This window comes from Kangiella marina (assembly GCF_039541235.1).
Lineage (GTDB): Bacteria > Pseudomonadota > Gammaproteobacteria > Enterobacterales > Kangiellaceae > Kangiella > Kangiella marina.
The window spans coordinates 225,424-239,547 of the sequence record NZ_BAABFV010000001.1 but is presented as its reverse complement, the minus strand read 5'-3'; the positions used below and the strand labels follow the sequence as shown (position 1 = coordinate 239,547).

The following is a 14,124-nucleotide window of genomic DNA, read 5'->3' as shown; positions in this document are numbered from 1 at the left end:
ACGAATGAGATGTTTTTTCAATGTGTTATATGATGATAGACAAGCTGCTTACTGTCCAGTAAAAGCTTAAATTTTACAAAAAATCTAGAGGTTAGCACTGATGGGTGGTTTGGATATACTGGCGCATATCGAAGCCCATCGAGCCATCAGGTAGGGAGGCAGCTATTTTGTAAGGTTCGCCATTAGCATCTTTGGGCTGGCGCTTTAAGTCAATAATAATAGAGCGCTTGAGGCGACCATTATCATCCTGAACCAACTCAACTTTAGGTTGTAATTTATGCTTACTGTCGGTTGATATGACAATCCCGACTTCGCCATTAGCCATTCGAACCAAGCTGCCAGGTGGGTAAATCCCCATCATTTGGATAAACTTGCCGACTAATTTGCCATCAAATTGTTTATCACGTTGATCGAAGAGTATTTTTAAAGCTTCACGAGGAGAACGGCTGAGTTTGAAAGGACTCTCGCTAGTGATTGAGTCATAAGCATCAATGATACTAACCATACGACAAAATTTACTGAGAGAGTTTCCAGCTAACCCTTTAGGGTAGCCTTTGCCATCATAATGGATGTGATGATTTAAGATAACATCTTTAACCGCTGAGTCGATCGTTTGATCATGAATCACCAGTTCATGTCCCAACAAACTGTGTTTCTGCATAACGCGATACTCTGCTTCGTTTAAAGGCCCAGCCTTTTTGACGATATCTTCAGGTATTTGAGTTTGACCTAAATCATGAAGCAGGCCACACAGCCCCAGCAACTCGAGCTGCTTTCGATCCATCTTAAGGTAGTTTCCAAAAGCAATGGCTAATATGGACACTCTTAAGCTGTGCTCTGCGGTATAGTGGGTGCGATCTTTAATTCGAGTTAGCCAGAATAAGGCATTAGCATTCGAGAGAATACTGGTAATACAGTTATTGATGACTTGTTTACTTTGCTCTAAATCCAAGTCTAAGCCCAACTTTGTCGACTCAAATAATTCTATGACGAACTCTTTGGCCGATTGGAAAGTACTCGATGCTCGAGGCAACTCGTGATGAATTGGGGTGTTTTCAGGTAAAGTACTCGTTGAAGACTTGTTTGCAAGCTGTTGTTTTTTCTTCTGCCATAGGAAGGCATCTATTTCGATATAAACGTATTTACAGTATTCGCTCAGTACCTTGATTTCTCGCTCTGTAGAAATTTCGAACTTCTGGAAAGGTAAGGGCACATCAGTCCACGGTCTGTCGAGTTCAACGACAAACATTCCAATATCAATAGAATCGGTAGGTACTTTGACCTTGATCAATGACATAGATAACCTTAGTGGAATTCCCCAGTGGTACATCAAGATACAGCTATATATTGTTAACTATATCACATAATCAGTGTGAAGCAATAGAGGTAGAAGTCGCTAAGTTCATGAAGACTTTACGTTTTATTATTGATAGGGAGGAAGTAAAGAAGAGTCATTCACACTGGAAAACTTCAGCGAAACGCTGCATAATTGCGTCATCTTGACTTCTTTTATCCTGCTATGGACTTTTCGCAACTTATCAAAACATTAACCCCAGACATGATCGAGCGCTTTTCTGATGCTGTGGAGACGGGGAAATGGCCTGACGGTACGGCTTTGACTGAACAACAAAAAGAAACCTGTATCCAAGCCATCATGATGTATAAAGCGAGCCAAACGAATGATGATGCTGAGCCTTTTACCGTGACCAAAGACGGTGACTTGGTGACAGGCAAAAAGATGCGTGATGCTTATCCTGGACAGTCAGCCAATGAGCGCCAGTCCAAAGACTCTTTTGTCATCGACCCATCGATGATTATTCCAGGTAAAAATACGCATTAACGTTGGGTATGTGTCGCAGCTTTAGTATATATGCGGTGGTCTACAAAATGTTTTTTCGAGTGGTGTGATTGATATGGGACAGCATTTTGCGCATATAAGCTGGTCACGCGGTGATCAAGCATTCATCAATAATCAATACAGCCGTGGCCATCAATGGCACTTTGATGGAGGGGCAACTGTCGAAGCTTCTTCATCGCCTCATATCGTGCCGCTGCCGTATTCGGTTGAAGCCAACGTTGATCCGGAAGAAGCTTTTGTCGCATCACTATCGAGCTGTCATATGCTATTCTTTTTGTCGATTGCAGCGAAAAAGCGACTCATAGTCGATAGTTATGAAGACGATGCTATTGGCGTGATGGGGGAAGATGAGCAAGGCAGAGCTTTTGTTGAGACAGTGACACTTCGCCCTTATGTGAGGTTTTCCGGCAATAAAGTACCTAGTTTAGACCAAATCGAAAAAATACATCATCAGGCACACGAACTTTGTTTTATTGCTAACTCGGTAAAAACGAAGGTAGTTATCGATATTCGTACGGAGTGTTAGTTAGTTAACTCCCCGCGTAAGCTGATCACCATATTGTCACGGATAGTATCGGCATCAAGCCCTCGGCTAAATAAATAGTATAGCTTTGCAAGCGCGGCTTCGGTCGTCATATCAAAACCAGACGTTACCCCAGCATCCATTAGAACTTGGCCCGTTTCATAAGTGCTCATATTGACGGAGCCTTTTAGGCACTGAGTACAGTTCACTATAACTTTACCTTGGCTGGTGGCATTATCGATGGCTTGCATCAAAGGCTTGTTATTCACTGGTGCATTACCTGCGCCAAAACTCTGCAATACGACGCCATCTAGATCTTGTGCCAGGAAGTCTCTGACTAAGTCATCAGAAATTCCAGGGAATAATGTCAGAATCGCAATTTTGGGCGAACTGAAGCGTCTAACGGTCAGCTCTTTATGTTTGCGCTGCCAAACGAGGTGTTCGCGAACCTTGATGGTGCTACCGATGCTGGCCAACGGCGGCATATTCGGTGAGCTAAATGCTGCAAAACCATCCGCATCAGTCTTAATCGTGCGATTTCCACGATGCAAGTGATCATGAAAGAATAAACTGACTTCAGGAATAGGGTAATTCGCTGCCAAGTAAACTGCATTGATTAAATTATCACGCGCGTCCGTTCTTAACTGAGTTAGAGGAATTTGTGAACCTGTAAAAATCACCGGCTTTTGCAAGCCCTCTAACATGAATGATAATGCTGAGGCCGTGTAGGCCATCGTATCAGTGCCATGCAGTACCACAAAACCATCGTAATCGTCGTAATTGCGTTCAATATCTTCAGCAATGTGATGCCAGTCCTCGGGCGACATATTAGCTGAGTCAATGGGCTCGGCGTAATCATGGATGGTGATGTCTGGCATTTCGGGGTGCTGAAACTCAGGAAAGCTTTTTAGGGTCGCACCAAGAAAGCCTTTTTGTGGCACAAAACCTTGGTCACTGGGTTTCATCCCAATGGTACCGCCAGTGTATGCGATGTAGACTTTCTTCTTTGCCATCTCAACTACCAATCATTCGCTTGACTCAATTCTTTGGCTGGAAAGTATAACGGTATGCAGCAGAGATAAAAAGCCTTTATCTCTGCTGGTTGAAGGAGTTATTAATACCTAAAACGGCGCTTACTTCTTATCCTTCGCATGCGCTTCCATATAATCAACCGCCAAGCGCGAAAGGGCTTTTACGCCAAGCTTTAAGCCTGACTCATCAATATAAAAGTCTGGCGTATGGTGCGGAGCAGCTTCCGAGGCGGGGAGACCTTTAGGCTTACCGCCTAAAAAGAAAAAGACTCCAGGAACTTCTCGTGCATAAAATGAAAAGTCTTCAGCGCCAGTAATGGGGTTAATGATTTGAATATTGTCAGCACCGGCTACAGCTTCTAATGTCGGCATCATTTCATCAGTTAATGCAGGGTTGTTATAGGTCACTGGGTAGGCCGAAGAGAAGGGTAAATCAACAGTGACTGTGGCGCCCATGCTTTCACCGACGGCGGTTGCTTTCTTGCGTACTAGTTCGTGAATTCTCGTGCGATCAGTTTCACTGAGCGTGCGAATAGTCCCGAGCATTTCAACTTTTTCAGGAATAATGTTTGAGCGAACGCCGCCATGTATAGAGCCAACGGTGACTACTGACGCCTGCTGCGTTAGTGGCATATGACGGCTGACAATGGTTTGTAAGCTATTGATGATTTGCGACGCTGTAACAATCGGATCGACAGAGTCCCAAGGGGTTGAGCCATGAGCTTGCTTACCATCAATGGTAATTTTAAAGTCATCAGAGCTGGCCATGATGCCTTCTTTTCGAATATTAATTTTACCGACGTCAGTTCCGGCTGAGATATGCAATCCGAAGATCACGTCAACGTCAGGGTTTTTAAGAACGTCTTGTTTAACCATCAGCTCAGCGCCGCCTTCTTCACCCGGGGGAGGGCCTTCCTCTGCGGGTTGGAAAATAAACTTCACGCTCCCAGGTAGCTCGTCTTTCATGCCTGATAAAATTTCTGCAACACCCATTAAAATGGCTACATGCGTATCGTGACCACAGGCATGCATCACAGGAACCTCTTTGCCCATATATTCACCAGTTGCTTTTGACGCAAAGGGCAGGTCGACACGTTCTTTAACGGGGAGAGCGTCCATGTCGGCTCTTAAAGCGACCACAGGCCCAGGGCTTCCGCCTTTTAACACAGCGACAACCCCAGTGTGCGCTACACCTGTTTGCACCTCTAATCCGAGTGCTTTCAAGTGTGTAGCAATATATTTACTGGTCTCAAATTCGCGATTACCCAGCTCTGGGTTTTGGTGGAGGTGACGACGCCAATCAATGACTTTCTGCTCTAGAGCGTCGGCGCTTTGATCGATTTTCTGATTTTTTGTGTCATGCGTGTCGGCATAGCTGATGGGTTGAAGCAATGCCATCATTAGCAAGCCCAATAATGTCTGTTTCATAATATTTCCCCTATTTTTTATTACTTTTACAGCCTTTGTTGGAATATTGCAAACCTCGGCTGGACTTGTAAATCGGTGGTAAAGTCCCTAAATTGCACATATCTAACTTTTAGAGAAAGCACATGCTTCCATTACTTACCAATGGCCATTACGCCATTTTCGCGATTGTTTTATTCGTTATCATCTTTTCATTAACGCTTCACGAATTCGGTCATGCCTATTCGGCGAAGCTTCTTGGCGATGATACGGCAGAAAAAATGGGGCGTTTAAACTTAAATCCCATCAACCACATTGACCCGATGGGGCTGTTATTTGTGGTATTAATCGGCTTTGGTTATGCCAAGCCCGTACCAGTGACGCATCGAAAACTGAAAACGACTTGGGCGGGAGCTGCGGTAGCGGCGGCTGGGCCTTTGATGAACTTTCTTATCGCCTTGATCGCGGTTAACCTCCAGGCTGCGGCTTACGTCTTTGATATCGGTGCTCTACAGTCTAACGTCGCACAAACCTCGCTATCCTTCTTAGCATTGATCAATATACTTCTGATGCTGTTTAATTTATTACCCATTGGTCCGCTTGACGGACATTACGTTATGGAATGGCTATTACCAAAGTCGATGAAGTATAAGTATCACCAATGGAATGGCAAATACGGCACCTTCTTTTTCTTAGGGCTCGTTGTACTCAGTATTTTGGGTGTTCCAGTGTTTAGTTTTTTATGGAGTGCTGCACAGACCATGTCGGGGTGGATTAATTTTTTTGTTTGATACTTCATTTCACTATTGTATTTCGCTCTTTCAGCGAGTTACTTTCTCTTACGTGGTTAAGAGAAAGTAACCAAAGAGAAGACCACCCTATATTGAGGTCATGCAAGCATGACTTCCTAGCTTCCTCTCAAAATATTCAACGCACCAGAGTTTACAGCACTTCCCTGTGCTGAAAACTCTTATTAAAATCATCCAGATTTTAATTGCTATATTTTGATATGAATCTAGCTCAATATAAGGGCATAAAGTTGCCTGAAAGTTTATTATTTCCCCTTGGAGTTAGCTGAGTGATAAAAAGTTATAGCGCAAATTTGGCAAGGACAGCCAAATTTAGTCAAAACGAAACAGGATGTTGAGTTTGACGGCGCGTCAGTAACTTTTGGGAGCGAAGGAAGCCTGAAAGGCCTAACGACGGGGTGGCATTCTTTTGGTTCCTTTTCTTAGCCAGATAAGAAAAGGGACTCGATGACAATCGAAAATCATGGTTAAAGGATTAATGAATAAAAAAATGCCGCTTACTTTTCAGTAAACGGCAACTATGTCATCCCCGCGAAGGCGGGGATCTGTTGATATCAAGATTCCCACTTCCGTGGGAATGACGATCGTACAAGTCAGTAGGGTGGGCTTAGCTTAGCCCACCGCGGGTATTACTTTAGTTCTCCGACAAGTGATGCTTCATTTCTTCTGGGGCGAAGTCGTCGACATTAATAACTTCGAGTCGAGCTTCTTCTGCATCTAACACTAATTGGTATTCGTCTTGGGTAATGTGGCCTGCGTCGAGCGCTTCTTTGGCGAATGGCACGACTTGGTGATTACCGGCACGTTTACCGAGTGCTTGTGAGAATTTCTTAACAATAGGCTCCATTTCAAGCTGTAGGCGAAGTGCTTTGTCGACTTTATACAGGTTGCTGCCTTCGGATTCAGACTTGAAAGCGCCGTGAGTTAACTCTTCGCGCATTGCTTGTGGCTCTTGTAGCTGACGAGCAAGCTTGCGACTGAGTTTGTCCGACGGTGGCGACAATGGTAAGCCAAGCGGGAACACGACGATACGAAGCGCTTTTCCTAGCCAGCCGATCGGGAAGTTTTTCAACACACCGTCTGCCGCCATTTGTGTTTCGTACAGGCAGTGTTCTAACGACCACTGAACAATTTCTTTATCGTGCTCAGGGCGTCCTTTGTCGTGGTACATCTTTAAGACCGACGAAGCGATATAAAGATTGCTCAGCATGTCGCCTAGGCGGCCTGAGATCATTTCGCGACGTTTAAGTTCTCCGCCTAAGACACCCATGGTGACGTCTGACAGGAACGCTAGTGCGCTGGAAAAACGAGTGATGCGCTGATAGTAACGACCGGTGAAATCTGATTGCGGTTTTTTAACCAACAAGCTTGCGGTTAAGCCTAACCAGAACGTACGAATCTTATTACTCATGGCGAAACCGACGTGGCTGAATAAGGCCTTATCAAAGTCCTTTATCGCTTCTTTGCGGTTTTCGTTTTGTGTTGCTTGAATTTCTTTTAACACATAAGGGTGGCATCGGATTGAGCCCTGACCATAGATAATTAAGCTTCGGGTTAGGATATTCGCACCTTCAACCGTAATGGAGATTGGCGCGCCTTGGTAGGCACGAGCCATGTAGTTTTTCGGCCCCATCATCACGGCTTTACCGCCATGCACATCCATACCATCGCAAGCAACATCACGGGCAAGGGCAGTGGTGTGGCACTTTACGATAGCTGATGCGACCGATGGCTTTTCACCACTATCGATACCCGACGCAGTAAAGGTTAACATGGAGTCAACCATATAGGTTTTGCCCGCGATACGAGCCAAGGCTTCCATCACGCCTTCCATATATCCCACTGGCACGTTGAACTGTCGACGAATACGTGCGTAAGCGCCTGTGGTATAAGAGGCCATTTTGACGCCGCCATTGGCACTAGATGGTAATGAAATTGCTCGACCTGCTGATAGGCAGTCGACCAACATTCTCCACCCTTTGCCTGCATTGTCAGGGCCACCGATGATGTAATCTAATGGTACAAAAACATCTTTGCCGGTTGTCGGGCCATTTTGGAATGGTGTGCTTAAAGGATAGTGGCGACGTCCGATTTCAACGCCATCCGTATCGGTTGGGATTAAGGCACAGGTAATGCCTAAATCTTCTTTGTCGCCGAGTAAACCTTCAGGGTCATACAGCTTAAAAGCTAAACCGAGCAATGAGGCGACTGGGGCTAGCGTGATATAACGCTTGTTCCAAGTTAACTTCATACCCACAACTTCTTTGCCGTTCCATTGACCTTTACAGATCACACCTTTATCAGGAATGCCGCCAGCGTCAGAACCGGCTTCAATCGCTGTTAAGGCGAAACAAGGAACGTCTTCACCCTTGGCTAAACGCGGCAAATAATGATCGCGCTGTTCTTGCGTACCGTAGTGCATTAACAGTTCAGCTGGGCCAAGCGAGTTAGGTACTGAAACGATACTGCCTGCGGTTGCGCTTAGCGAGTTGATCTTGGTTAATACACGAGACTGGGCGTAAGACGAAAAGCCTAAACCACCGTATTCTTTTGGAATAATAAAGCTAAAGAAACCTTTCTCTTTAATGAAGTTCCAAACTTCAGGCGGCAGGTCGCGGTCGATATGAGTAATCTGCCAGTCATTAATCATGCTGCACAGTTCCTCAAGAGGCCCCTCGATAAACTCTTGCTCTTCCTTGGATAGCGTTGCTTTCTGGAAGTTATGGAATCGTTTCCAGTTTGGCTTACCGCCAAACATTTCAGCTTCCCACCATACTGTGCCCGCATCCAGCGCTTCTTGCTCTGTATCAGAGATACGCGGCATGATGCCTTTAAAGACATCCAGCAGTCTTGCTGAAAGTTTGCGACGCACAAAGGTTAGATTCAGTGGCACGAAAATGGCCAAGAAGAGAATCCAGTGTACGTATGGAATACCGTCATAAGCGCTCCAAGCCACTAAAATCGCTGCCAATACTAGGCTTGTGACTTTAAGGCTTGCTCGATGGTAAAGTGCACCCATCAAGGCCAGAAGTAATATTATTGTTAACATAGCAACCCCTTTAATATTTAACTTATACCAGTCTAACATAACTGCTCGTACCAGTTGAAGCGAATTATGACGGCGGAAAGCAAATGATACAAATGTGCCGTAAAGACTTGATGTGCTTGGCTATTTATTAGAGTATATCAGGGTTTTGTTAAGGTTTATGGGGTAACGGATAGATGAAGCGTATAGCGGTGGCAATAATCCACGGTATTGGCTCGGAAGATAAGCATTATTCTACGGAATTTAAGCACCGTGTGGTCGAGCGCTATCTCAAGGGAGAAAGACTAAGAGGGGATGCTAAGCACCGTCGCGAAGATGATTTGTTATTTCATGAGATCTATTGGGGCGACTTGTTGCAGCAGATCAATGATGATTTGTTGCAGAGACTCGACTACCGCAATGAGTTAACTTATACCTCGATGAGACAGTTGTTTATCGACTATATGAATCTGGGGCTTGCGTATGATCGTGATTCTGAGAGCGGCTTGTATCAAGCGATTCATGAGCGGATAGGGCAGAGCATGAAAAAGTTGGCGACTCACAGGCATGTCAATCCTGACTCGACGCCGGTTGTATTGCTGGCGCACTCATTCGGCTCTGTCATCATGTCCCACTATATCCAAGACATCAATCAAGCTAAAGGTTCTGATAAGTTCAGTCAGCTGAGCCATGTTGAGAGTTTTCGAACGCTTGCGGGTTTAATCACTTGCGGAAGTCCTTTGGCCATTTATGACAGCTTAACCGAGCGTTTACCCAGCCCCATCAATAAAGTGGGGGCGGAACTGAATCCTGCGTTGATTGAACATGCCAAATGGCTCAACTTTTACGATAAAGACGACGTCGTGGCTTATCCCATGAAAAATATCAGCGAGTCCTACAGCGATGTGGTGACGGAGGACTTCGAAATTAACGTTGGTAGTGCTGCTACTTCATGGAATCCTGCGTGCCATACGGGCTACTGGGAGGATAAAGACTTTTACCGTCCTGTGGCTGATTATCTCGGCGAACTTCGGGCTGTAGACGCCTTCTGGGACTCGACAACCAACTAATACGATATACTCACTTTATGTCTAAACCGAATTCGGCTATTGATCTGAAGGATTGCTTATTGAGCGATCTTTCGGCTATTAAAAACCTCCAACAAGCCATCAAAAAGCGTACTCAACAGAACTTGCCTGCGACCAAACTTGAGGGCAAGCTGGAGCGCTTGCTGCACGATTCATCCAAAATAGTAAGCCAGCGTCACGCGATCATTCCGCAGGTTATTGAGTATGAAGATGCATTACCGGTTTCACAGTCGCGAGACAAAGTTGCCCAGTTAATTAAAGAGCATCAGATAGTCGTCATTGCGGGGGAAACTGGCTCCGGTAAAACCACTCAGCTGCCGAAAATATGTTTAGAGCTGGGGTTGGGGCGCAGAGGCCGCATTGGCCATACCCAGCCACGACGCGTTGCCGCGACCAGCGTGTCGAGACGGATTGCGGAAGAGCTGAAAAGCGATATCGGTCAAGTCATTGGTTACAACATTCGGTTTAATGATCAAACCAATGCTGTGACACCGGTAAAAGTCATGACTGACGGTGTCTTGTTGAATGAAATCATCCACGATCCTTTGTTACTACAATATAACGCCATCATCATTGATGAGGCGCACGAGCGAAGCCTTAATATTGATTTTTTGCTGGGCTACTTAAAGCGATTAGTGGCTAAGCGGTCCGATCTTAAAATCATTATTACTTCGGCAACAATCGATGTTCAGCGGTTTTCTGAGCACTTTAAACTTGATGGTAGGCCTGCTCCTGTGTTGGAGATTAGCGGTAGAACGTACCCTGTTGATGTCTGGTATCGTCCAAACGATGAAGAAAACCCCTTACCGCAAACGGATCACATCGGTCATGCTGTAGAGGAAATCATGGCTCATGGACCCGGTGATATTTTGATTTTCTTACCGGGTGAAGCGGATATTCGAGACACAGCAAAACATCTTCGTAAAGAAGCGTTTAAAAACTGTGAGGTGTTACCGCTCTATGCGCGACTATCCATGTCTGAGCAGGAGCGGATTTTCCGGCCTTCTGGTGGCAAGCGCCGTATCGTGCTTGCGACTAATGTTGCTGAGACCTCGATCACGGTACCGGGCATCCGCTATGTGATTGACCCTGGCCTTGCACGCATGAGTCGCTATTCCGTTCGCAGTAAAATTCAGCGCTTACCGATTGAAAAGGTGTCACAAGCAAGCGCTAACCAAAGAAAAGGACGCTGCGGCCGGGTTGCTGAAGGTATTTGTATTCGTTTGTACAGTGAAGAAGATTTTAATGACCGCCAAGAGTTTACCGACGCTGAGATTTTAAGAACCAATTTAGCGGCAGTTATTTTACAAATGAAGCAGCTAAAGTTGGGTGATATTGACGCGTTTCCGTTTATCGATCCGCCCGCTGATCGTCAGGTCAGTGATGGTTTAACGTTGTTGAATGAGTTGCAGGCAATTGGCGGCGATAAGGAGCTGACTTCAATTGGCCGCCAAATGGCTCGTCTGCCGATAGAGCCTAGATTAGCTCGTATTTTGTTGGCGGGGCAGGAAAAAAATTTCCTAAACTACGCTTTGGTATTGGCGGCATTTTTATCCGTTAAAGACCCTCGTGAATGGCCCTTTGACAAGAAAGAGCAAGCTCAACAAAAGCATGCGAGATATAGCCATAAAACGTCAGACTTTATCGCTATTATTAACTTGTGGAACTACCTGCATCAGCAGCAAGCGGAATTAAGCAATAGCCAGTTCCGGCGTTATTGTGGCGAAGAGTTAATCAACTTTAATGCGTATCGTGAGTGGAAAAGTACTTATCGCCAGTTAAAAAGTTTGGTGCAACAGCAGACTAAACATGGTCAGAATAAAATAGGGCCAAAAGACTGGCAAACGGCGGAGTTTGATCAGAATGACCCTGTTTTTTACCAAAACCTTCATCAGGTATTGCTCAGCGGACTATTGAGTTTTATTGGACAGAAAGATATCGAGAAAGGGTATCAGGGAACACGCCAGAGTAAATTTATGGTGCATCCACAGTCGACTAACTTTAAGAAACAGCCGGCTTGGTTGATGACTTTTGAGATTGTCGAGACGACTCAGCCGTATGCGCGAATGACTTCAGCTATTGAACCAAATTGGTTAGAGCACTTAGCCAGTCATTTAATTAAAACGCATTATTATGATCCGCACTGGAGTAAAAACCGGGGAGCCGTTGTTGCTGAAATGCAGCAGACACTTCTTGGCCTTAAAATCGTTACCAATCGCACCGTTAACTATAGCGCTATTGAGCCTGAGTTGTGCCGTGAGCTGTTTATTCTTCACGCGCTAGTCAGGCAAGATCTTGATTCGAAGCAACCGTTTCACAGGCACAATGTTCAAGTCAAACAAGAGGTCGAGCAAGAAGTCGCGAAAGCACGTCAAGCTGATTTATGGGCTGATGAAAGCCTTATCGTTGAATGGTTTGAGCGTAAACTTCCGGACCATATCAATAGCGTAAAGACTCTGAACAATTGGCTTAAGAAAAATCCTGACAAACATAATCAGTTGATCAGTATCACTGCCGATGTGTTATTACCGCAAGAGCAAGAAGATAAAGGACTCTATCCAGAGTCGATCAAGGTTAAAGGTGTTGAACTGCCATTAAAATATCACTTTGAGCCCGGTCATGAAAAAGATGGGGTGACTGTGCGTTTGCCTCAATCGTTAGTAGGGCAGTTTACGGATGGTGACTTTGAGCGCTTGGTTCCGGGAGTTCTTGAAGAAAAGATTGAGTTTTTAATACGCTCATTGCCAAAACGCTTCCGCAAAAATTTTGTTCCAGTCCCGACTTTTGCGCAAGCTTGTTATGAAAAGGTGTTGGAAAGCAAAGGGCGTTTAGTCGATATTATCACCCAGCATCTGTTCACCATGACTGGTGTGATTTTGCCGATGGAAGCATGGTCAGAGTTAAACCTCCCTGAACATTTTTTAATGCGTTTTGAGGTGGTTAATGATGGGGGCAAGTTACTCTACAGTTCTCGAACGCTAGAAGAGCAGCCTAAAAAAGTCGCGAAGGTTCGCTCCAAGCCGTCTAAAAAAGTTAAGAATGTGACTTATACCGAATGGCCGGAAGAATTTGTCAAAGAAGGTACGATGCAAGAAGCAGGTACTGATATTCCGGTATTTCATGCGTTAGAAGACGCGCAGGATAAAGTACGAATCATCCCAGTGGTTAATAAGCGCCAAGCGGAAAAAACTCATATCCGTGGTGTCTGTCGCTTGATAGCTTTGTCAGAAAGTAAAACCTTTACTTATTTGCAGAAAAAGTATCATAACCGGCAACAATTGATGTTGGCCTGCGCCTCCTTATACGCTCCTGAGGACTTGATTAACGATGTCATGATGTCAGTGGTTAAAGATCAGGTTTCAACAGCTGTACCCTATACCAACCAGGCTTACCAGGAAGTGCTTTCAACGGTTAAAGAAACGATCGTTCCAAACGCCAATAAAGTACTGGATAACTTGGTTTCAAGTTTAAAAGCTCGAAACTCATGTCTGACAGAAGCGAAGGCCCTTGGGAAGAACTTTAAAGCCGCTTACGATGATATTAAAGAGCAACTTGAGTTTCTGTTCCAAGAGGGTTTTTGTTATCGCTTTGGTGCGGAGCATGTAAGAGATTATCAACGCTACCTTAAAGCGATTGATCTTCGCTTAGAGCGAATCAAGCACAACCCCCTTAAAGATATGCAGTTGATGCAACAGTATCAACCGTGGCTCGAGGAAATGAAAGCCCTGGAAGATAATCCAAAAATTCCACAGTTTGAAGTTGATGAGTATGGCTGGATGTTGCAGGAGTATCGAATTTCGCTATTTGCTCAAGGGCAAAAGACACGCTTTCCAGTATCACACAAGCGCTTACAAAAATTTATTGATAACCTAAACAGAGAGTATATTTAATCTCAAACAAGGTTTTAGTCATCGAGGCTTTTAGTCATAAAAACGCTATTCGGATCTTCCCTGTAATCCGCAAAAGGCTCGCACAGTTTGAAACCATGCTTCTGATACAGTTGTCTTGCGGGGTTAAAGTATGGCATTGAACCTGTTTCCAAGCTTAACCGATGATATCCCTGTTTTTGTGATTCAAGGATGAGGTGTTCTAACAATCGCGTTGCCACGCCTCGTCGAGCATAATCTGGTGCTGTTCGCATCGATTTTATTTCAGCATGCCTCTCATCCAGTTTCTTTAAAGCAATACAGCCTGCCAGCTTGTCGTTGTCCCATAGGGTCCAGAAGGTGATGTCGTTACTGCGTAGGGCGTTAAGGTCGAGGGCATGTTTACTTTCCGGAGGAGAGGTGGCCCGCATTTCTTCTAGATGTTGATTGAGAAGCTGTGCTATTTCAGGACCTTTTAGGTCATCGACTTTTATGTTCATCGTTTCTAGTGCTTACACAG

At 45.0% G+C, this 14,124-nt stretch carries 10 protein-coding genes; 5 read left to right on the top strand and 5 right to left on the bottom strand.

From position 1 onward, the window contains the following. Window positions 1-91: 91 nt before the first annotated feature. The gene (locus ABD943_RS01005; RefSeq protein ID WP_345291338.1) at window positions 92-1,297 is read right to left on the bottom strand and encodes a cyclic di-GMP phosphodiesterase; all 1,206 of its coding nucleotides are present in this window, start codon (window positions 1,295-1,297) and stop codon (window positions 92-94) included. Window positions 1,298-1,489: 192 nt separating this feature from the next. Between ABD943_RS01005 and ABD943_RS01000 the strand changes: the two genes are divergently transcribed. Together ABD943_RS01000 and ABD943_RS00995 are read left to right on the top strand one after the other, a co-directional pair. Beyond that, the gene (locus ABD943_RS01000; RefSeq protein WP_345291337.1) at window positions 1,490-1,840 is read left to right on the top strand and encodes a YeaC family protein; all 351 of its coding nucleotides are present in this window, start codon (window positions 1,490-1,492) and stop codon (window positions 1,838-1,840) included. A gap of 73 nt (window positions 1,841-1,913) precedes the next feature. Beyond that, window positions 1,914-2,384: an OsmC family protein gene (locus ABD943_RS00995; RefSeq protein WP_345291336.1), complete on the top strand. Its 471-nt coding sequence runs from the start codon at window positions 1,914-1,916 to the stop codon at window positions 2,382-2,384. Here the strand turns inward: ABD943_RS00995 and ansA are convergent. Next, complete coding sequence (ansA, locus tag ABD943_RS00990) at window positions 2,381-3,394, bottom strand: asparaginase (protein WP_345291335.1); 1,014 nt, start codon at window positions 3,392-3,394, stop codon at window positions 2,381-2,383. The two genes, ABD943_RS00995 and ansA, sit on opposite strands and share 4 nt — an antisense overlap. 120 nt (window positions 3,395-3,514) lie before the next feature. Then, window positions 3,515-4,840 (bottom strand): amidohydrolase, encoded by a 1,326-nt coding sequence (locus ABD943_RS00985; protein ID WP_345291334.1) that lies wholly within the window; start codon window positions 4,838-4,840, stop codon window positions 3,515-3,517. 122 nt (window positions 4,841-4,962) lie between these two features. On the opposite strand from ABD943_RS00985, the gene ABD943_RS00980 reads away from it, so the two are divergent. Continuing rightward, window positions 4,963-5,607 carry a site-2 protease family protein gene (locus ABD943_RS00980; RefSeq protein WP_345291333.1) on the top strand — a complete coding sequence of 215 codons (645 nt, stop codon included), beginning with the start codon at window positions 4,963-4,965 and terminating at the stop codon, window positions 5,605-5,607. 652 nt (window positions 5,608-6,259) lie between these two features. Here ABD943_RS00980 and ABD943_RS00975 read toward each other — a convergent pair. Beyond that, entirely contained in the window at window positions 6,260-8,674 is a 2,415-nt protein-coding gene (locus ABD943_RS00975; RefSeq protein WP_345291332.1) for an acyl-CoA dehydrogenase, read from the bottom strand. Window positions 8,675-8,847: 173 nt separating this feature from the next. Here ABD943_RS00975 and ABD943_RS00970 point away from each other — a divergent pair, with 173 nt between their 5' ends. Both ABD943_RS00970 and hrpA read left to right on the top strand, forming a co-directional pair. Beyond that, a complete protein-coding gene (locus ABD943_RS00970; RefSeq protein ID WP_345291331.1) occupies window positions 8,848-9,720 on the top strand; it encodes a hypothetical protein in 873 nt (290 codons plus the stop codon). Window positions 9,721-9,737: 17 nt separating this feature from the next. Further along, entirely contained in the window at window positions 9,738-13,628 is a 3,891-nt protein-coding gene (hrpA, locus tag ABD943_RS00965; RefSeq protein WP_345291330.1) for an ATP-dependent RNA helicase HrpA, read from the top strand. A 14-nt stretch (window positions 13,629-13,642) separates the two neighbouring features. Here hrpA and ABD943_RS00960 read toward each other — a convergent pair whose 3' ends face one another. After that, entirely contained in the window at window positions 13,643-14,104 is a 462-nt protein-coding gene (locus tag ABD943_RS00960) for a GNAT family N-acetyltransferase (protein ID WP_345291329.1), read from the bottom strand. Between the last annotated feature and the right edge of the window lie 20 nt (window positions 14,105-14,124).

Bases quoted from the DNA above. Each gene is read 5' to 3' on its own strand.
- ansA (WP_345291335.1), bottom strand. From the start codon at position 3,394: ATGGCAAAGAAGAAAGTCTACATCGCATACACTGGCGGTACCATTGGG.
- ABD943_RS00960 (WP_345291329.1), bottom strand. From the start codon at position 14,104: ATGAACATAAAAGTCGATGACCTAAAAGGTCCTGAAATAGCACAGCTT.
- ABD943_RS01005 (WP_345291338.1), bottom strand. From the start codon at position 1,297: ATGTCATTGATCAAGGTCAAAGTACCTACCGATTCTATTGATATTGGA.
- ABD943_RS00980 (WP_345291333.1), top strand. From the start codon at position 4,963: ATGCTTCCATTACTTACCAATGGCCATTACGCCATTTTCGCGATTGTT.
- ABD943_RS00995 (WP_345291336.1), top strand. From the start codon at position 1,914: ATGGGACAGCATTTTGCGCATATAAGCTGGTCACGCGGTGATCAAGCA.
- ABD943_RS00985 (WP_345291334.1), bottom strand. From the start codon at position 4,840: ATGAAACAGACATTATTGGGCTTGCTAATGATGGCATTGCTTCAACCC.
- ABD943_RS00975 (WP_345291332.1), bottom strand. From the start codon at position 8,674: ATGTTAACAATAATATTACTTCTGGCCTTGATGGGTGCACTTTACCAT.
- ABD943_RS00970 (WP_345291331.1), top strand. From the start codon at position 8,848: ATGAAGCGTATAGCGGTGGCAATAATCCACGGTATTGGCTCGGAAGAT.
- hrpA (WP_345291330.1), top strand. From the start codon at position 9,738: ATGTCTAAACCGAATTCGGCTATTGATCTGAAGGATTGCTTATTGAGC.